General features: G+C 66.4%; 14 protein-coding genes. 10 read left to right on the forward strand and 4 right to left on the reverse strand.

The window, feature by feature from the left end:
- The first annotated feature begins 301 nt into the window (after positions 1-301).
- Complete coding sequence (locus ORI27_RS08125; protein ID WP_265996218.1) at positions 302-3,481, forward strand: Ig-like domain-containing protein; 3,180 nt, start codon at positions 302-304, stop codon at positions 3,479-3,481.
- Positions 3,482-3,853: 372 nt separating this feature from the next.
- On the opposite strand, the gene ORI27_RS08130 is transcribed toward ORI27_RS08125, so the two are convergent.
- Positions 3,854-4,537, reverse strand: coding sequence for a hypothetical protein (locus ORI27_RS08130; RefSeq protein WP_265996217.1), 684 nt, complete (start codon positions 4,535-4,537; stop codon positions 3,854-3,856).
- On the opposite strand from ORI27_RS08130, the gene ORI27_RS08135 reads away from it, so the two are divergent.
- The gene (locus ORI27_RS08135) at positions 4,494-6,854 is read left to right on the forward strand and encodes an Ig-like domain-containing protein (RefSeq protein ID WP_265996216.1); all 2,361 of its coding nucleotides are present in this window, start codon (positions 4,494-4,496) and stop codon (positions 6,852-6,854) included. The genes ORI27_RS08130 and ORI27_RS08135 overlap by 44 nt on opposite strands.
- Positions 6,855-7,040: 186 nt before the next feature.
- Positions 7,041-9,068, forward strand: a complete 2,028-nt coding sequence (locus tag ORI27_RS08140) for an Ig-like domain-containing protein (protein ID WP_265996215.1) — start codon at positions 7,041-7,043, stop codon at positions 9,066-9,068.
- 84 nt (positions 9,069-9,152) lie between these two features.
- Here ORI27_RS08140 and mgtE read toward each other — a convergent pair whose 3' ends face one another.
- Complete coding sequence (mgtE, locus tag ORI27_RS08145) at positions 9,153-10,538, reverse strand: magnesium transporter (RefSeq protein ID WP_265996213.1); 1,386 nt, start codon at positions 10,536-10,538, stop codon at positions 9,153-9,155.
- Between the two features lie 338 nt (positions 10,539-10,876).
- Between mgtE and ORI27_RS08150 the strand changes: the two genes are divergently transcribed.
- The 3 genes from ORI27_RS08150 to ORI27_RS08160 are packed head-to-tail and all read left to right on the forward strand — an operon-like array spanning position 10,877 to position 13,096.
- The gene (locus ORI27_RS08150; protein ID WP_265996212.1) at positions 10,877-12,154 is read left to right on the forward strand and encodes a bifunctional 3,4-dihydroxy-2-butanone-4-phosphate synthase/GTP cyclohydrolase II; all 1,278 of its coding nucleotides are present in this window, start codon (positions 10,877-10,879) and stop codon (positions 12,152-12,154) included.
- Between the two features lies 1 nt (position 12,155).
- Positions 12,156-12,635 carry a 6,7-dimethyl-8-ribityllumazine synthase gene (gene ribH, locus ORI27_RS08155; RefSeq protein WP_265996211.1) on the forward strand — a complete coding sequence of 160 codons (480 nt, stop codon included), beginning with the start codon at positions 12,156-12,158 and terminating at the stop codon, positions 12,633-12,635.
- The gene (locus ORI27_RS08160) at positions 12,632-13,096 is read left to right on the forward strand and encodes a PH domain-containing protein (protein ID WP_265996210.1); all 465 of its coding nucleotides are present in this window, start codon (positions 12,632-12,634) and stop codon (positions 13,094-13,096) included. Before ribH ends, ORI27_RS08160 begins: the two co-directional genes overlap by 4 nt.
- Here the strand turns inward: ORI27_RS08160 and ORI27_RS08165 are convergent.
- Positions 13,083-13,547: a GNAT family N-acetyltransferase gene (locus ORI27_RS08165; protein ID WP_265996209.1), complete on the reverse strand. Its 465-nt coding sequence runs from the start codon at positions 13,545-13,547 to the stop codon at positions 13,083-13,085. The two genes, ORI27_RS08160 and ORI27_RS08165, sit on opposite strands and share 14 nt — an antisense overlap.
- A 45-nt stretch (positions 13,548-13,592) precedes the next feature.
- Between ORI27_RS08165 and uvrC the strand changes: the two genes are divergently transcribed.
- From uvrC to whiA, 4 genes are read left to right on the forward strand one after another with little or no spacing between them, the layout of a single operon-like run.
- Entirely contained in the window at positions 13,593-15,617 is a 2,025-nt protein-coding gene (gene uvrC / locus ORI27_RS08170) for an excinuclease ABC subunit UvrC (RefSeq protein ID WP_265996208.1), read from the forward strand.
- Between the two features lie 23 nt (positions 15,618-15,640).
- Complete coding sequence (gene rapZ / locus ORI27_RS08175; RefSeq protein WP_407666253.1) at positions 15,641-16,531, forward strand: RNase adapter RapZ; 891 nt, start codon at positions 15,641-15,643, stop codon at positions 16,529-16,531.
- Positions 16,528-17,589 carry a uridine diphosphate-N-acetylglucosamine-binding protein YvcK gene (gene yvcK, locus ORI27_RS08180; RefSeq protein ID WP_265996206.1) on the forward strand — a complete coding sequence of 354 codons (1,062 nt, stop codon included), beginning with the start codon at positions 16,528-16,530 and terminating at the stop codon, positions 17,587-17,589. The genes rapZ and yvcK overlap by 4 nt, the downstream gene beginning before the upstream one ends.
- On the forward strand, positions 17,586-18,563 hold the full coding sequence (gene whiA / locus ORI27_RS08185) for a DNA-binding protein WhiA (RefSeq protein ID WP_265996356.1): 978 nt from the start codon (positions 17,586-17,588) through the stop codon (positions 18,561-18,563). The genes yvcK and whiA overlap by 4 nt, the downstream gene beginning before the upstream one ends.
- Here the strand turns inward: whiA and ORI27_RS08190 are convergent.
- The gene (locus tag ORI27_RS08190; protein ID WP_265996205.1) at positions 18,560-19,225 is read right to left on the reverse strand and encodes an MOSC domain-containing protein; all 666 of its coding nucleotides are present in this window, start codon (positions 19,223-19,225) and stop codon (positions 18,560-18,562) included. The two genes, whiA and ORI27_RS08190, sit on opposite strands and share 4 nt — an antisense overlap.
- Positions 19,226-19,257 lie beyond the last annotated feature (32 nt).

Raw genomic sequence — 19,257 nt, forward strand, 5'->3', positions numbered from 1 at the left:
TAAACCCAACGCTGTGCACATGCACAGCGTGTGGAGTGGGCGTCGGGATGGGCATTTTCCATCGAGTGCACTGGTCAAGGTGACTTCGGCAAACCTGAGCGACGTTTGTGGTAGGTCCATGTCCGTCACGCGTGTTATGTTGCGAGCAGTCCGTGTGACGGGGGTCTCTCGCGGCTCGCGGGATGAGTCTCGTCACACCTCAGGCGAGTGGAGATTTCGGTGAGTTCGGGAAAGCGCCCGGCGTTCGGGGACCGCACTGGATACCGCTTGTCGCCGAGATGCTGTGGAACGACGGTCGGCGATGGCTGCCGGTAGTCCGCGCAACCCGCGCCGCCCCAAGGGGCGCCACCGTAAACCCTCGACTTTCGAGGCGTCGAACTGTGCCCAATGGCTGCGCGTCGGCACGGTCGGCGTGGGGCTGGGTGCGGCCATCGTCAGTAGCCAGGGCATTGCCTCGGCCGCTCCGGACGACTCGTCGCATTCCGCCAACCCGGGTTCGGGCACCGGTCGTGCCAAGACCGACCATGGCGCGTCCAACGCCACCGCCGGGCCGCGTAGCCCGTCCGCGCGGGGCGGTCAATCGGAGTCTGCGAAGCACGATACCGGCGGCGTCACACGGTCATCGACAACCAGTTCGCACCAGTCGGCCACCCCGGCGAGCCCGACCCGCCCCGGCACGCGGTCGGCTGCCGATGTCACCCCTGATGACCGCTTGGCATCGACGATGCAGGTTGCCAAACCCGTCCCGGCGGCGGGCGGGAGAACCGGGCCGGTCGCGAAATCGGAAAATGCCGCTCCGGTCGCCGCGGCCGCACCGTCGGCCGTGCCAGCCACCGCGGTGCGCAGTGCCCCCGAAGTCACGGCACTCCCCGCCAAAGCGACCCATGAAATCCGCAGAGCGCCAACGGGTTACATCGGTGCCCTCAACGATGCACTGGACTCGATGGGACTTGGCACACTTCCAGGCCCCGTGCGATTGCCCGCGGTCCCCGGGGACGCGCTGGAGTCGCTGTGGTTGGCGGCCGGCCGAAATCACGAGAAGCGCACCGTCCGACAGTCGGCGGTGAATTCGAGGACTTCTGCCGAGGCCGCGGCTGCCGAAACCTCGGCGACCAACCGCCCCGCATCCGCACTCCGGCCGCATCAATGGGATGCGGTGCAGGCCGCATTCGACGGGTTGGCCGAGGCGCTTCAGCTGCCGGGAACCGTTGAGAACGGCGCGCATCTCTTCGCTGATCTGTCGGAGTTGATGACAGTGACCGTTCATCGGGTTGGCGCCGCAGTTGACGACGAAATCGCCAACGCCACAAAAGATTTGGAAAGCATGGTCCGGCTGGCCGTCGCGCCGGTCGCCACCAGCCTGCACGCCCTTCTGGCCCCGGTATCCGGCGCGGCCCCCAGCGCCGCCGCCAGCCTGACCGCGGCAGCCACGCCGGCCGCCGCTGCCACGCCGGCGGAGACGTTCCAATCCGTCCTGACATATGCGATCAACCGGCTCGCTAGCTGGCCTGGTCCGCCGCACAACTTCGTCACCATCACCAACCACATAACCGACCAGACTCTGGACGCCCTCGACGATCAGCTCGACGCCATTTACGCGACCGCGCCGGTGGGCAGTCCGGCGCGGTGGCTTCCCGATCTGGTCGGCATATTCAACCTTTTCGTCCAGTCGGCAATCCCCGGCTATACGATCAGCGACACCTTCAACGCGTGGGGCGATTTCCTGAACCGGGTCGTTCCGCCGTTCAAGATCAAACCGGGTGCGGACACTTTGGGCGTGATAACGCCCTACAAGATCATGGGCGCCGCCGTGGTGGGCACAGCGACGGTCTTGAAAGACATGCTCAATGGCGTCTACGACCCCGCCCAATGGGAGATCGACGTCATCAAGGCGACCACCGGGGCTAACGTCACCAGGTCTGACCTCACCAACTTCACCATTCTCGGAACCAAAATCACCGCCGCGCAGACCGCGGCCATTCTCACGTTCGGGCTCAGCGACGGTGGCGCTTACTACGACCCGGAGCGGGCCTGGGATATCACGCTGCCGACCTGGACGGCTGCCCAGACCAACCCTTTCACAATAGTGACCTACGTGGTGCTGGTCGGCCTCTACAAGCGGTTCCAGGAGATCGCCATCCACGGGACGAACACTGCCCCCACAGTGTCCAGCACCACCGTGGGCAGTTCCGACGCGCTGGGTGTGGTGCGGGGCAAGGTCAACGGTAGCGACGCCGAAGGTGACGCGTTGACCTACACGCTGGTTGGTCCGGAGGTCAACGTACTGAGCGGCAACTCCGCCTATACCGCCGACGGCGGGATCGTCACCGTCAATCAGACCACCGGAGACTTCACCTATATCTCGTCGGCGACGGCCGGTGCCACACAGAGCTTCCAGGTGTTGGTCTCCGATGGCTACGGCGGCCAGATCGTCACGACCGTCACGGTGCCCAACACCACGTCGATCACCCCGGCCAACGTCAACACCTCGACGCAGAACGTCGTCACAGGCTCGGTGCCGATCCCGAGCGGCGACGCCGGCCTGTTCACCGGCTTTGCGCTGGGCACCGCCCCGACGAAGGGCACCGTGACATCGTTCGACCCGGTTACCGGGGCGTTCACCTACACCCGCAACTCGACTCTGGGCCACAGTGGTGGGCTTACCGACCTGGTCACTGTGATCGCCACCGACGTCAACGGCCGTACGGTCACCCTGAACATGTTCGTCACGCCCACGATTGCCAACAACGCACCTGTGGTGGTCTCGACCACAACGGATGTGGGGAACGCGAGCTCGGCAAGGTGGGGCCTCAACACCAGTACCTGGACCCAGACCACCACCGGCAAGATCACCGCAACCGACAGTGACGGGGACACGCTCAGCTACTACCTGGTCAATCCCACGACCCATGCCCCGGTCGCCACGACAACCAACGGCGGCACTGTGGTATTCGCCCCGGACGGGTCGTACACCTACACGATTACCAAGAACCAGGCGTATTTCCACGGTGCGGCCAAGATTGGTGCCGGCGGCACCGCGGTGAGCGACTCCTTCACTGTTGCGGTGGATGACGGCTACGGGGGCATCGCCTACACCACCGTCTCGATGCCGATCTACGCGGTGAACAGCGCGCCCGTGATCAGCGGCTTCGGCCCCATCGCGTGTCTCCTCTACGTTTGCACGGTGGGCTTCATGACCGTCAGCGATCCCGATGGCGACAGCATTCCCAACTCGAAGATCACCGCGGGTACAGGTCCCGGGTACACCCTCGACACCGGGATTGTCACCGCCTGGGGTGCCGGAGTAACCGCCATTTCGTGGGGCGCCGGCGGCTTGTTAGGTGTCACGCCGACTGCCAATACCTTCACTGTTTACGACGGCTATTACACCGTCACCAACGGTCTGGCGAACACCGGCGACCCGGCGAAGTTCTGGGCGCAATGGGCCGCCGGCTCCGGCACCAGGACCACCGGCAACTAGCGCCGATGCCCGTCGGCGACGGGTAGCACGTCAATCGTCAGCGGCGTTGTCTGCCGGGCTGTGGCCTGACGCCCATAGCGTCACCGTCGCCTGAGGTCCTTGAAACCGGGATTAATACCACACCCCGAGCCCGCTCACCTCGAATCAGTGCCCATGCGTACGCACAATTTGCTGTATATCCAGTGCTAAGCAATTGCTCAGCATTGGACACCGACACGTTCTTCGGCGAATTGCCCTAAAGGCGCTGGTCAGTGGATTTCACAAAAAGTTGACTGAGACAAACGTTGGCAAAAACGTGTAAGTGGTGTTACGTTGCGGGCCGGTAAAGTGACGTGCGTCTCCTGACGCCGCGTCGGATGAATCTCGGCACACTCATATGAGCGGAGAGTCGGTGAGTTCCAACAAGCGTGTCGGTCGCCACCGGAAGCAGGCGGCCCGCCACCGCAGACGCATGGCTCGCAATCGGCAGCGCGCGGCCCGCAATGGCCTCCTTGCCGCCGCGGTGGGGTTGGGTCTTGCGGTAGGTGTCGGACAAGGCGTGGCCTCGGCGTCCATCGACGGCGGTTCCTCGGATTCCGGGTCGAAAGCGAGTTCGGCGAGCAATTCCGGCAGCAATTCCAGCCATTCCGCAAGTTCCAATCGCGCACACCCGTCCGCCGGACCTGCGCGCAACCGCTCGACGGGCAAGAGCCCTTCGTCGCCCTCCAACAGCGGCTCCTCGTTGTCCGTCCGGTCGTCGGGCTCGGGCCGGGCCCTCGCGGCGAGCAGCACGACGACCGCGGCGAGCAGTACGACCGACACAGCTGCTTCGACGACTTCTCCGACGACCTCGACGCCAACAGCAACCGCGACGGACAGCAGTCCCGCGGAATCCGTTGCCCCGGAGGCCGGCTCGACCGACGACACGACGCCGGTAACGCCGGCCATCGACAGCACGGCGGCACCGACAGCCGCCACCGACGGCACTCCGGCGGCGGCATCGGTCGACTCCACCACCTCGCATCCGACCGGCGTGGCCACCTCGGCCAGGGCCACCGCCACCGCGGCCGCAGCCACGACCCCGTCCGCGGCAGCCACGGCCCCGTACGCCGCCGCGACCGCCCCTTCTGCCGCCGCCTACTCGATGGATGGGGATCTGACTGTCGTCCAGGACGGTGCGGGCCCGATCACCACCCCGGCGGCCTACGACATTCAGACAACGCTCGACGCCTGGAGCGCGCAGCTGGATGCCCTACTGGCGGCACCGCTGACGCCGGCGAACGCCTGGCTCAAGGTGCCCGTCGACATTCTGAACATGTTCTTCGTGTCATGGATCGTGGCCGACAACTTCTCCCACATGCTCAATGGAATGGCGACCCTTCTCGACGAGGTTGTGCCTCCGTTCAAGATGGTCGATGGCGCACCCTCGACCATCACGCAGGCGTCGGTGACGGCCGCGGTGCTGGCCGGGGCCATCACGCTGTTGAACACCTCGCAGACCATCGACATCCCGCACTGGATCGCCGAGGCGGTCAGCCTTGCCGGAGCGTTGCAGGACATCGCCGCGAACCCGGTCGTCAACGGGCTCACCGCAAACGATTTGGACGGCGTCATCGGGGCGGCGCGGTCCGCCTTCCTCGCCCCGAAGAACGTCCTGGACATGACCGTCGACATCGGCCCGGCCCCGAATCCGGTGTCGCTGGTCATGTACGTCGTGGTGGTTGCCATCTTCCGGCGGTTCGCCGACGTGGCGACTGATCACCAGCCCGTGGTGACCGACATGCAGCAGACCAGTCAGCATCTGCCGAACGGTAGCGGCACCACCGTCTCGGGTTACGTGCAGTTCTACGACCCCGACGGCGACCCGATCACCTCGTTCGGTTTCACCGAACCCAATGACAGCCGGTTCACGGTCACCGTCGTCGACGGAACCAACGGGCGGATGAATTGGACGGTGTGGGACTGGAATCCGTTGTCCAGTGACAAGTCTCCGAAGACCTTGACGTTCACGATGACCGTTCTCGCCCAGGGTGATGGCCAGATCAGCGTGTCAAAGCCGTACATGCCGAACGGCAATGAAACCAAGAAAACGGTGACCGTCACGGTCTATTACAATCAGGCAATCGGGTCGGTCAGCACGACGGTCGATAGCACCTCGGCCCTTGGTGTGGTGCGCGGCTCGATCACGTCACCGCAAAACCCTGACAACCCGACGACGTACTCACTCAGCGGGGCCAGTGGGGGATCGGCGTATACCGCCAACGGTGGCATCGTCAAGCTCAACCCGGCCACCGGCGCGTACACCTACATCCCGAACCGGGCGTCGAGCGCAACGTCGGACTCGTTCCAGGTGGTGAGCACCGATAGCTTCGGCCACACCGATACGACCACCGTCACCGTCCCGGTGAGTACGGCGTCTCCGGTGACGAACATCAACACGGCGACGCTGGGTCAGGTCACCGGCAATCTGAACATCTCCGGTTCCGACAGCGGGCTCATGACCTACAGCCTGGGCAACGGGCCCAATCCCGCCAGGGGCACCGTGACGGTCAACTCCGACGGCAGCTTCACCTACATCCGGACGGCGGCGGGTCACACGCAGCCCACCCCGGACTCGTTCACCATCCTCGGAACCGACAGCACCGGGAAGACGGTGACGATCGCGACGGTCAACGTCACACCGCAGGTGGCCAACAGCGCGCCGGTGATCACCCAGACCACGACCAACGTGGGCGCCACGGGCGACTCGGCGAAGTGGGGTCTGAACACGAGTACCTGGACGCAGACGACCAGCGGCAAGATCACTACGACCGACGCCGACGGGGACACCCTCACCTACTCGCTGGTCGACCCCTCCACCCACGCCGCGGTGGCTACCACCACAAACGGTGGGACCGTGACATTCGACGCGGACGGCACGTACCACTACACAATCACCAAGAACCAGGCCTACTTCCACGGTGCGGCCAAGCAGGGCGCCACCGGCACCGCGGTGAACGACTCCTTCACCGTCGCGGTCAGCGACGGCTACGGGGGCACCGCCTACACCACGGTCACGATGGCCATCTATGCGGTGAACAGCGCACCGACGTTCACCAATGAGAACTACACGACGTCCTTCTTCGGCTCCGCCAAGACGGTCTGGCTGCTGCACGCCCAAGATGCCGACGGTGACACCATCGGGACCAATCGTGGCGGCACCCCGGGCTACGACACGAGCAACAACAAGAACGTCACCGGCAACCTCGATGTCGGTGGCGCCAGCCTCGGGTACGGTTCGGGAACGCTCACCATCACCCTGCGTGACGGCTACTACTTCGTCGACAACGGCATTGTCCGCACCGACGGTTCCGGGAACAAGGTTCTGGCGAGTTACTCGAAGACCTGGACCTGATCAGGGCTTCCCGGGCCATCGGGCACGGGCTCGCCGCGCACGGCGTTGAGCGCCGCACGCGATCAGCTCGTCACGGCTGCCCTGGCGGGCAGTCCCGCGCGATGGGTCCCCAACCTCCTCGACATACTGCACCTCTTTGTCGTCCCTGCGGTCCCCAGCTATTCGTTCACGGACAGCCTCAACGCGATGGGCGACTTCTTGAATCGGATCGTTCCTCCCTTCACTATCGCTCCCGGGGCGGACACCTTTGGTGTCATCACGCCGTACAAGATCATGGGTGCTGCCGTGGCCGGGACGGCGACGGTCTTGTCGGACATGCTCAACGGTGTCTACGACCCGGCCCAGTGGGAGATCGATGTCATCTACGTGACCACCGGCGCAACCGTCACTAGGTCTGACCTCACCAACACCACCACTCTCGAAACCAAGATCGCGGCGTCGGTGGTGCTGGGTGGCGGGGTGTACAGCAGCCCGGAAGAGGCCTGGAATATCACCCTGCCGACTTGGACTGCGGCCCAGGTGAATCCGTTCACGGTCGTGACCTACGTCGTGCTGGTTGCGATGTACAAGCGGTTCCAGGAGATGGCCGCCCTGCAAACCTTCACGAAAAGCACTACGTACGAGAGTTGGCTCTACACCCTGGGCAGCGGCAACTCGGAATCCGAATATGCGGCGGGATCGTTCCACGCGGTCGATCAGGACGGTAACTCGGTAAGTTTCGCTCCCGCGGACGGGAACACCTACACCTCGGCCGGAGGTGCGTTGGTGACGATCAACACCTACGACGGTGGCTACACGTATACCAACACGCTTCCCGGCGCAGCGTTTTTCCACCGGGCAACCTCGGAAAACGAGGCCGACAGGTACGACACCGTCGACATACCGGTGGAGTCCGCGGACGGCGCGCCCTACACGCTCACCTTCCAGATTCAAATCATCGATGGGACGAACAGCGCGCCGACGGTGTCCAACACCGTGGGCAGCCCCGACGCGCTGGGCGTGGTGCGCGGCACCCTCAACGGCAGCGACTCCGACGGTGACACGTTGACCTACTCGCTGGTCAGCTCGTCGGTCAACGGTCTGACCGGCAACTCCGGCTATACCAAGAACGGTGCCAGCAACGGCGGCATCGTCACGCTCGACTCGACGACGGGCGCCGTCACCTACGTGTCGACGTCGACGGCTGGTACCTCGCAGAGCTTCCAGGTGCAGGTCTCCGATGGCCACGGCGGCAACACCATCACGACTGTCACGGTGTCGAACACCGCGTCGATCACCCCGGCCAACGTCGACACCTCGACGCTGAACGTCGTCACCGGTTCGGTGCCGGTCCCAACCAACGACACCGGAATGTTCACCAGCTACGCGCTAGGCTCCAGCCCGTCGAAGGGCACCGTGACGTCGTTCGACCCGACCACCGGCGCCTTCACCTACGTCCGCAACTCGAATCTGGGACACACCACCTCGGCCGACGACGTGGTCACGGTGATCGCCACCGACGCCAACGGGCGCACGGTGAGCCTGAGTCTGGCTGTCACACCGACGATCGCCAACGCCGCGCCCACCGCCACTGTCACCACGGCACCGACCGTCGGGACACTCAGCGGGACCGTCCAGACGAGTACCGGAAAGATCACCGCGAGCGACACGGATGGCGACACTCTCACCTACAGCGCCAGCGGGCTGGCAAGCGGTGCGTCTGTGAGCTTCGGCTCGGACGGGAGCTTCACCTACACCACCGATATAGCGACGGCCATCCGCCACGCGGCCGCGAAGGTCGGGGCATCTGCGGCCGACAAGAACCAGACGTTCACCGTGACCGTCAGCGACGGATTCGGAGGCAGCACCGATGTCGTGGTGACCGTGCCCATCTACGCGGTCAACACCGCGCCGACGATCTCGGGCGGTACCACGGCGAGCTTCTTCGGACTGTCTCCGACGGTGACGTCGATCGCGGTATACGACGCGGATGGGGACAATTCCGGTGGCAGCGTGTATTCCGGAGGCGCCGGGTACACCATCACCAGCGGGTTCAACTTCGTCTACCTGGGCAACCAGCAAACCTTGGGAACCAGCTCGATCAATGCCCAGTCTGCGACCACGAACTACTCTGGCAAGACAGTCACGCTCACCGTCTACGACGGCTACCACAACGTGGTCAACGGTGTGGTTCAGGCAACGCCGAGCAGTGCGAGCAAGTCCTGGACGTTCTAGCGGTGTTGTGATCAACGGCTTGGTCACCCGAATGCTGGCCCGTGACAGTAAGACTCACCCGATCACGCGCAGCTGGCCCGGTCTTCACAGCCCCGCGAGCTGGGGCAGCGTCGCATGGGCGATCAGGAAGTAGATGATCAACCCGGTGCCGTCGACGATGGTTGCGATCATCGGCGCCGACACGACAGCGGGATCCACCCGGCACTTCTTCAGCAGCAGCGGCAGGATCGAAGAGACCAGAGCCGACCACAGCACGATCGCGGCGACCGTCAGCGAGACCGTGATGGTGACCTGTGGGCCGACGCCGAGGGTCCACGCCCGGACAATGGCGGCGGCGGCCATCGTCAGCGCGACGAGAAAGCCCGTCGACATTTCCTTGGCCAGCACCCGCGGTAGGTCGCGAAGCCGCACCTGTCCGGTTCCCATCGCCCGCACCAGTGTCGTGGTGATCTGGGTACCGGTGTTGCCGCCGGTGCCGATCAGAAGCGGGATGAAGAATGCCAGCGCGACGACGGCCTCCATCTCGTCTTCGAACGCTCGCAGCACCGTACCGGTGTAGGCCTCGGCCACGAACAACACCAGCAGCCAGACAATCCGCTTGCGCCACAGCCGAAATGGAGACGCGCGAAGGTAGGGGACCTCGAGAGGTTCCGAGCCGCCCTGGCGTTCGGCGTCGCGGGTCGCTTCGGTTTCGATGATATCGGCGGCCGCGTCGGCGGTGAGAACCCCGAGCAGCCTGCGCTGATCGTCGACCACCGGCAGCGCGGCCAGGTCGTAGTCGACCAGCGACTGGGCTGCCTGCTCGGCATCGACCAGGGGACGCACCCAGACGGGATCGGCACTGCTCAACTCCGAGACGGTCTGGTCGGGCTGGGCCAGCACCAGATCCTGGAATTCCAGGAAGCCGATGAGCCGGCGGTCCGCATCGGTGACATAGATCAGCGCACCGACCCGCGCCCTGCCGCGCACCTGGGTGCTCTGCGTGCGGACCAGGGTCTCCGCCTCCGCCGCGGTGATCGTGTCCGGGATGGTGAACACATCGGGGAGCATGTGCGCGGCCACCGAGGTCGGCGGCCAGCGCAGCAGTTCCCGCAGGGCCTGCGCCTGCGGCTCGCTGATCCGGTCGAACAGCTGTTCACGGGTCGGATCCGGCAGGCGCCGCAGAATTTCGGCCGCTTCGTCGCTTTCGATGGCTTCCAGCCACCGGGCCGACTGTGCGGCGTCCGCCGATTGCACGATGCGGGTCGCCAGATCGGGGTCGACCGTACCGATCAGGTCGGGGCCGGTCCGCGAATCGAGCAGCGATACGAAGCCGGCGAGTTTATCCCTGGACATCGCGCCGACCTGGCGGCTGCGCTCCACCGAGCCAACCGAACGCAGCCATTGATCGACAGCCGAAGCGGAATCCAACTGAGTTGCCCGAACCGGCAGAACGCCCAGCACACCGACATCGACACCAGATCCCTGCATCGCAACCCTCATTCCTGGCTTCGGACCTCGCTTTCGGCACGGCCAGCGTAGCCACGACCAGCGGATACGGCGGGCCCCAACCGGACGTCGGCGGCGATCGCGCAGGGCGGTGCACGCAGAGTTCATCTGCGGTTCACCTCGCTGGTCCGTCCTGTCGCCTACGTCACACCGCCCCGGTCGGGTCGGGCGGCCGGTGTCACCTGGCCTGCGGATATCGGTGACCGGTGATGTTGGGCGGCTGAGCGGCGGACCGCTGAACAGGACGGGCAATAGGAGCACATCCGCGGTGGTTCATACTGTCTACAGCAGTATCGGGCAGATATGGGCAGGCGGCGAGGATGACGAGGCTGGACACCGTCGAACGGGCGGTTGCCGACATCGCGGCGGGCAAGGCCGTCGTCGTCATCGATGACGAAGACCGCGAGAACGAGGGTGACCTGATCTTCGCCGCCGAGAAGGCGACCCCGGAGCTGGTCGCGTTCATGGTCCGCTACACCTCGGGATACCTCTGCGTGCCGCTGTCCGGTGAGATCTGCGACAAGCTGGGCCTGCTGCCCATGTACGCGGTCAACCAGGACAAGCACGGCACCGCCTACACCGTCACCGTCGATGCCAAGCATGGTGTGGGGACCGGTATTTCGGCAGCCGACCGGGCGACGACGATGCGTCTACTGGCCGATCCGGCCAGTGTCGCGGAGGATTTCACCAAGCCCGGACATGTCGTTCCGTTGCGCGCCAAGGATGGTGGTGTGCTGCGCCGCCCTGGTCACACCGAAGCCGCCGTCGACCTGGCCCGGTTGGCCGGCCTGCAACCGGCCGGTGCCATCTGCGAGATCGTCAGCCAGAAGGACGACGGTTCGATGGCTCAGACCGACGAGCTGCGGGTGTTCGCGGACGAGCACGATCTGGCTCTGATTTCCATCGCCGACCTCATCGAGTGGCGGCGCAAGCATGAGAAGCACATCGTGCGGATCGCCGAGGCGCGGATCCCGACCCGGCACGGCGAGTTCCGTGCGGTCGGCTACTCCAGCATCTACGAAGAGGTGGAGCATGTCGCCCTGGTGAAGGGCGATATCGCCGGGCCCGAGAACGACGGCCACGACGTTCTGGTCCGGGTGCACTCCGAGTGCCTGACCGGTGACGTGTTCGGTTCCCGGCGCTGCGACTGCGGGCCCCAGCTCGATGCGGCGCTGGCGATGGTGGCCCGCGAGGGTCGCGGCATCGTGCTCTACATGCGCGGCCACGAGGGGCGCGGTATCGGCCTGATGCACAAGCTGCAGGCCTATCAGTTGCAGGACGCCGGCGCCGACACCGTCGACGCCAACCTCGAACTGGGACTGCCCGCCGACGCCCGCGACTACGGGATCGGTGCGCAGATCCTGGTCGATCTCGGGGTCCGTTCGATGCGGCTGCTCACCAACAATCCGGCCAAGCGGGTGGGTCTGGACGGCTACGGACTGCATATCATCGAGCGCGTCCCGCTGCCGGTGCGAGCCAACGCCGAGAACATTCGCTACTTGATGACCAAACGTGACCGGATGGGCCACGACCTGACCGGACTCGAGGATTACGACGAGGCGGTGCGGCTGCCCGGTGACGTGGGCGGAGCCTTGTGATATGAGCGGAGGCGCCGGCGTCCCGGACTTCCCGAAGATGGACGCCTCGGGGGTGTCGCTGGCGATCGTGGCGAGCACCTGGCACGCCAAGATCTGTAACGCGCTGCTCGACGGCGCACGCCGGGTGGCCGATGACTCCGGAATTCCCAGCCCGACCGTCGTCCGTGTGTTGGGCGCCATCGAAATCCCGGTGGTGGCACAGGAACTCGCCCGCACCCATGACGCGGTCGTCGCGCTCGGGGTCGTGATCCGCGGTCAGACACCACATTTCGACTACGTCTGCGATGCGGTCACCCAGGGCCTGACCCGGGTGTCGCTGGACGCGTCGACGCCGGTGGCCAACGGGGTGCTGACCACCAACACCGAGGAGCAGGCGCTGGATCGTGCCGGGTTGCCCGGCTCCGCCGAGGACAAGGGTGCGCAAGCGGTCGCAGCCGCGCTGTCGACCGCCTTGACCCTGTGCCACTTGCGCGGGGCATGACCGCGGCGAACAGTGACTGGGATGCCGTTTTGCGGCCCCGCCTGACACCGTATGTCGCGTATGCCGTCGCCTTCGTGATCGCTGCGGCCGGGATCGTGGTCGGAGTCCTGTTGAAGATCCGCTACACGGGGGCGATCATCCAGACCGCCGATCAGGTGGCGATGGGGGGCATCGGGGTGATCCTGGCCGGCGCCATCCTGCTACTGGCGACCCCGCGGGTTCGCGTCGGGCCCGCCGGGATCGGAGTGCGCAACGTGTTGGTCGAGCGCGTGGTCCCGTGGAGCGACGTGGTCGATGTGTCCTTCCCGGAGGGAGCCCGGTGGGCTCGGGTGGATCTGGCCGACTATGAATACGTGCCGTTGTTCGCCGTCCAGTCCGTCGACGGCGAACGCGCAGTGGAATCGATGGAAACCCTGCGCGCCATGCTGGCCACGTACCGGCCCGGCCCTACCGAATCGTGAGCCGCATCATCACTTCGTGCTGGCCGCCGTCGGTGGGTACCTCGGTGAATCCGAGACCTTCGTAGACGGCGCGCGCCGCGACGTTGTCGGGGGCCATCCGCAGTGTCACCGTGCGCACCCGCCGCCGGCGCGCCCAGTCCAGCGCCGCAGCCACCAGCCTGCGGCCGAGCCCACGCCCCCGCGCCGCGGGGTCGAGCCACAGGGAGTACAGGTAGGCGACCTCCTCACTCTGCTGGTAGGCGGCGACCATGCCGACGGGCCGGCCCGCCAGGACCGCCACGAACTGCGCGTGGTCGCGCAGCCTCCGGCGCCAGGCGGTGGGGGTGAGGGCGGCCTCGGTGAGGTATTGCCGGTCCGCGGTGCCGAAGGCATCGCTGAGCGCCCGCAGCCGAAGCTCGGCGAACTGTTCCCAGTCCGACTCGGTGAGGCGAGTGATGCGTGCTGCGGGCACGCAACCGACGGTAACCCTTGTCGGCATCGCGACTAACCTGGGATCGTGCCCGATCCAGCGACGTACCGCCCGGCGCCCGGGTCGATTCCGGTCGAACCGGGGGTCTATCGGTTCCGGGATCCGCACGGCCGAGTGATCTACGTCGGCAAGGCCAAGAGTCTGCGCAGCCGGTTGACGTCCTACTTCCAGGACATCTCCGCGCTGCATCCCCGCACCCGGCAGATGGTGACGACCGCGGCCAAGGTCGAGTGGACGGTGGTCAACACCGAGGTCGAGGCGCTGCAGCTGGAATACAACTGGATCAAGGAGTTCGACCCGCGGTTCAACGTCCGGTACCGCGACGACAAGTCCTACCCGGTGCTGGCCGTCACGCTCAACGATGAATACCCGAGGCTGTTCGTCTACCGCGGGCCGCGCCGCAAGGGTGTGCGCTACTTCGGCCCGTATTCGCACGCCTGGGCCATTCGGGAGACCCTCGATCTGCTGACCCGGGTGTTTCCCGCGCGGACCTGCTCGGCCGGAGTGTTCAAGCGGCACAGTCAAATCGAGCGCCCGTGCCTACTGGGTTACATCGACAAATGCTCGGCGCCGTGCATCGGCAGGGTCAGCGCAGACGAGCACCGCAGGGTCGTCGAGGACTTTTGCGACTTCCTGTCGGGCAAGACCGACCGTTTCGCCCGCGAGCTGGAACAGCGGATGAACGCCGCATCCGCTGAGCTCGACTTCGAGCGGGCCGCCCGGCTGCGCGACGACATCGCAGCCCTCAAGCGGGCATTGGAGAAGCAGGCCGTGGTGCTCGGCGACGGCACCGACGCCGACGTCGTCGCCTTCGCCGACGACGAACTGGAGGCCGCCGTGCAGGTCTTTCACGTCCGTGGCGGGCGGGTGCGCGGCCAGCGCGGCTGGGTGGTCGAAAAGCCCGGCGATCCCGGCGATTCCGGCCAGGCGGAACTGGTCGAGCAATTCCTCACCCAGTTCTATGGGGCTGAAGCTGAATTGGGCGGCCCGCCCGGGGCCGAATTGAGCGGGGCGGCAGACGAATCCACCAATCCCGTGCCGCGCGAGGTGCTGGTGCCTCACCTGCCGCCCGATGCCGACGAGCTGGCCGAATGGCTGTCGTCGCTGCGCGGGTCGCGGGTGGCGCTCCGGGTGCCGCAACGCGGCGACAAGAAAGCACTGGCGGAGACCGTGCATCGCAACGCCGAGGAGGCACTGCAGCAGCACAAGCTCAAGCGTGCCGGCGATTTCACCGCCAGATCTGCTGCGCTGCAGAACATTCAGGAGTCTCTGGGGCTGGCCGATGCGCCGTTGCGGATCGAGTGCGTCGACATCAGTCACGTTCAGGGCACCGACGTGGTGGCCTCCCTGGTGGTGTTCGAAGACGGGCTGCCGCGCAAATCCGACTATCGGCATTTCGCGATCCGGGAGGCCGCTGGTGCGGGCCGCTCCGACGACGTCGCCTCGATCGCGGAGGTGACCCGCCGCCGTTTCACCCGCCACGTCCACGAGCAGCAGCAGTCGCTTGACGAACTGACCGCAGAAGGCAAATCCCGCAAGTTCGCCTATCCGCCCAACCTGTACGTCGTCGACGGCGGCGCCCCCCAGGTCAATGCCGCCCAGGCCGTGCTCGATGACCTCGGCGTCACCGATGTCGCGGTGATCGGTCTGGCCAAGCGGCTCGAGGAGGTGTGGGTGCCCGCCGAGCCGGACCCGCTCATTTTCCCGCGCAACAGTGAGGGCCTCTATCTTCTGCAGCGGGTCCGCGACGAGGCCCATCGGTTTGCCATCACCTACCATCGCAGCAAGCGGTCCAAGCGGATGACGGCTTCGGCACTGGACGCGGTGCGCGGGCTGGGGGAAGTCCGGCGCAAGGCGCTGGTGACTCATTTCGGATCGCTGGCCCGGCTGCGTGAGGCCAGTGTCGAGGAGATCACCGCGGTGCCCGGGATCGGGACCGCGACCGCCGCCGCAGTGCTGGAAGCGCTAGGCGTGACGGTGGATTCGGCGGGATCGGCTGCGCAGGGCGGGCCCGTCCGCGAAGATCAGTCTGCTGAACAGGCGACGCGATGACAGATCACAGCACAGGCGAAGACATGCGCACCGGCCAGACCGGCGAGGAATCGGGTATCGACGTGGTGCTGGTGACGGGCCTGTCCGGGGCCGGCCGGGGAACCGCAGCCAAGGTGCTCGAGGACCTGGGCTGGTACGTGGCCGACAACCTCCCACCCGAGCTCATCGCCCGGATGGTGGACTTCGGCCTGGCCGCCGGCTCACGGATCACCCAGCTGGCGGTGGTGATGGACGTGCGCTCCCGCGGGTTCACCGGCGACCTGGATTGGGTGCGCAACGAGCTGGCGACACGGGACATTCATCCGAGGGTGCTGTTCATGGAGGCCTCCGACGACATCCTGGTTCGCCGCTACGAGAACAACCGCCGGAGTCATCCGCTGCAAGGCAATCAGACGCTTGCGGAGGGGATTGCCGCGGAACGGGCCATGCTGGCGCCGGTGCGTGCGTCGGCTGACCTGGTCATCGACACATCGACACTGTCGGTGCGTGCTTTACGGGAGGGCATCGAGCGGGCCTTCGGTGGGGAGACCGTCGCGCAGACGAGCGTGACGGTCGAGTCGTTCGGTTTCAAGTACGGCCTGCCGATGGACGCCGACATGGTGATGGACGTCCGGTTCCTGCCCAACCCGCACTGGGTCGACGAGCTCCGTCCGCATACCGGCCAGCACGCCGCGGTCCGTGACTACGTCCTGAGCCAACCCGGTGCCGCGGAGTTCCTGCAGACCTACCATCAGCTGCTGAGACTCGTCGTCGACGGCTACAGCCGGGAAGGGAAGCGATACATGACGGTGGCCATCGGCTGCACGGGCGGTAAGCATCGCAGTGTCGCCATGGCCGAGGCGCTGGCCGGGCTGCTGGAGCACAACGAGAAGCTGTCGGTCCGGGTGCTGCACCGCGATCTGGGTCGCGAATGACACGTATCGTCGCTCTTGGTGGTGGGCACGGTTTGTACGCAACGCTGTCCGCGGCGCGCCGACTGACCCCACACGTCACCGCGGTGGTGACCGTGGCCGATGACGGTGGATCCTCCGGGCGGTTGCGCAGCGAACTCGACATCATTCCCCCCGGTGACTTGCGAATGGCCTTGGCTGCGTTGGCCTCTGACAGTCCCCATGGCCGGCTGTGGGCCACCATCCTGCAACACCGGTTCGGGGGCAGCGGCGCCCTGGCCGGACACCCCATCGGCAACCTGATGCTGGCCGGTCTCAACGAGCTGCTGGCCGACCCGGTGGCCGCGCTCGACGAAATCGGCCGCATCCTTGGGGTCAAGGGCAGGGTCCTGCCGATGTGCCCGATCGCGCTGCAGATCGAAGCCGACGTGTCCGGCCTCGACGAGGACCCCCGGATGAGCCGGGTGATCCGCGGCCAGGTCGCGGTGGCGACCACCCCCGGCAAAGTGCGGCGGGTGCGCCTGCTGCCGGGTGACCCACCCGCCACCCGCCAGGCGATCGACGCCATCATGACCGCCGATCTGGTGGTGCTCGGGCCGGGCTCCTGGTTCACCAGTGTGATCCCGCACGTGCTGGTGCCGGACTTGGCGACCGCGTTGAAAACCACCGCGGCACGACGGGCTCTGGTGCTGAACCTGGCCGCCGAGCCGGGGGAGACCGCCGGTTTCTCCACGGAGCGCCATCTGCACGTGCTCGCTCAGCACGCGCCGGGTTTCGCGATCGACGAGATCGTCGTGGATGCCGCCCGTGTCCCGTCTGACCGGGAGCGTGACCAACTCCGGCGTACCGCAAGCCTGCTGGAAGCTTCAGTTCGGTTTGCTGACGTCTCCAGACCTGGTACACCTTTACATGACCCGGCGAAGCTGGCCGCAGCGCTTGACGGCGTGCGCACCCGGAAGGCGGTCCCCGCGGCGACTTCCCTACCGTCGGCTGCTTCGATGCAAGCCGGAGGGACTCGACAGGGGGATGGGGTGCAGGGACCTGCTGGCAACGGACCGAGAGGTGACGACCCGTGGCGATGACTGCCGAGGTGAAGGACGAACTCAGCCGGTTGGCGGTCAATTCCGTGTCTGCGCGCCGCGCGGAGGTGGCCTCGCTGTTGCGCTTCGCCGGTGGTCTGCACATCGTGTCGGGCCGGGTGGTGGTCGAGGCCGAGGTCGATCTGGGCATCATCGCCCGGCGGCTGCGCAAGGACATCTACGACCTGTACGGGTACAACGCGGTTGTGCACGTGCTGTCGGCCAGTGGCATCCGCAAGAGCACCCGATATCTGGTACGGGTCGCCAAGGACGGTGAGGCGCTGGCTCGCCAGACCGGCCTGTTGGACATGCGCGGCCGGCCGGTGCGGGGACTGCCCGCCCAGGTTGTCGGCGGCAGCGTGGGCGACGCCGAGGCGGCGTGGCGGGGTGCTTTCCTGGCGCACGGCTCGCTCACCGAGCCGGGGCGGTCGTCGGCACTCGAAGTCAGTTGTCCCGGACCGGAAGCCGCGCTGGCACTGGTCGGTGCCGCCCGCCGGCTCGGGGTGAGCGCGAAGGCGCGTGAGGTGCGGGGGACCGATCGGGTCGTGGTACGTGACGGGGAAGCCATCGGCGCGCTGCTCACCCGGATGGGTGCCCAGGACACCCGGTTGACGTGGGAGGAGCGGCGGATGCGCCGCGAGGTGCGCGCCACCGCCAACCGGCTGGCCAACTTCGACGACGCGAACCTGCGCCGCTCGGCCCGTGCCGCGGTGGCGGCCGCAGCCCGTGTGGAGCGGGCGTTGGAGATCCTGGCCGACACGGTGCCAGATCACCTGGCCGCCGCGGGCCGGCTTCGGGTCGAACACCGTCAGGCCTCGCTGGAGGAACTGGGCCGCCTGGCTGATCCGCCGATGACCAAAGACGCTGTGGCCGGTCGCATTCGGCGTCTGCTGTCGATGGCCGATCGTAAGGCGAAGCAGGACGGCGTTCCCGACACCGAGTCCGCCGTCACTCCGGATCTGCTCGAGGACGCTTAGATCGATTTGGCCACTCTTTTGGCTACAAAAGCCTTGAGTTCGGCGGAGAGCGCGTCGGCGGCGAGCAGCCGGGGCAGCAGGCTGGGATCCGACATCTTGGCGCGGTAGACGAGGCTGATCGTCACGTCGTGATCTCGCCGGTGTTCGACCTCGATGGCGTCGCCGGCACGAACGGGTCCCGGCGAGATGACCCGCAGATACGCGCCGGGTTGGCCGGCATCGGTGAACGTCTTGATCCAGCCGTCGATGCCCAGGAATCCCGCGAAGGTGCGGCACGGGGTGCGTGGGGCGGAGACTTCGAGCACCAGTCCCGCGCTACCGATCCGCCAGCGGTCACCGATGCGCGCTCCTGTGACGTCGATGCCGGAGGTGGTGAGGTTCTCGCCGAACATGCCGTTGGTCAGTGGCCGCGACAGCCGGGCCTGCCAGTCGTCGAGGTCCTCGCGGGCGTAGGCATATACGGCCTGGTCGTCACCGCCGTGCAGTTTCTGGTTGCCGATCGTGTCGCCGACCAGGCCGCTGCCGAGGCCTTCACGCATCGGCCCCGGGGCGCGCACCATCACCGCATCTGATGTGCCCGCCTTGTCGATGCCGGTCGGTTTCGACGGCACGTCCGGATTCGCGCGAACGCGGGCCAGATTGACCGACAGCACACTTGCCATCACACCAGGGTAATGGTGACGGAGCGGTCGAA

Source organism: Mycobacterium pinniadriaticum (genome assembly GCF_026242045.1).
Lineage (GTDB): Bacteria > Actinomycetota > Actinomycetes > Mycobacteriales > Mycobacteriaceae > Mycobacterium > Mycobacterium pinniadriaticum.

Excerpts from the sequence above, each read along its gene's own strand:
- ORI27_RS08125 (WP_265996218.1), top strand. The coding sequence starts at position 302 with ATGGCTGCCGGTAGTCCGCGCAACCCGCGCCGCCCCAAGGGGCGCCAC.
- ORI27_RS08140 (WP_265996215.1), top strand. The coding sequence starts at position 7,041 with ATGGGCGACTTCTTGAATCGGATCGTTCCTCCCTTCACTATCGCTCCC.
- mgtE (WP_265996213.1), bottom strand. The coding sequence starts at position 10,538 with ATGCAGGGATCTGGTGTCGATGTCGGTGTGCTGGGCGTTCTGCCGGTT.
- ORI27_RS08150 (WP_265996212.1), top strand. The coding sequence starts at position 10,877 with ATGACGAGGCTGGACACCGTCGAACGGGCGGTTGCCGACATCGCGGCG.
- ribH (WP_265996211.1), top strand. The coding sequence starts at position 12,156 with ATGAGCGGAGGCGCCGGCGTCCCGGACTTCCCGAAGATGGACGCCTCG.
- ORI27_RS08160 (WP_265996210.1), top strand. The coding sequence starts at position 12,632 with ATGACCGCGGCGAACAGTGACTGGGATGCCGTTTTGCGGCCCCGCCTG.
- rapZ (WP_407666253.1), top strand. The coding sequence starts at position 15,641 with ATGCGCACCGGCCAGACCGGCGAGGAATCGGGTATCGACGTGGTGCTG.
- yvcK (WP_265996206.1), top strand. The coding sequence starts at position 16,528 with ATGACACGTATCGTCGCTCTTGGTGGTGGGCACGGTTTGTACGCAACG.
- whiA (WP_265996356.1), top strand. The coding sequence starts at position 17,586 with ATGACTGCCGAGGTGAAGGACGAACTCAGCCGGTTGGCGGTCAATTCC.
- ORI27_RS08190 (WP_265996205.1), bottom strand. The coding sequence starts at position 19,225 with ATGGCAAGTGTGCTGTCGGTCAATCTGGCCCGCGTTCGCGCGAATCCG.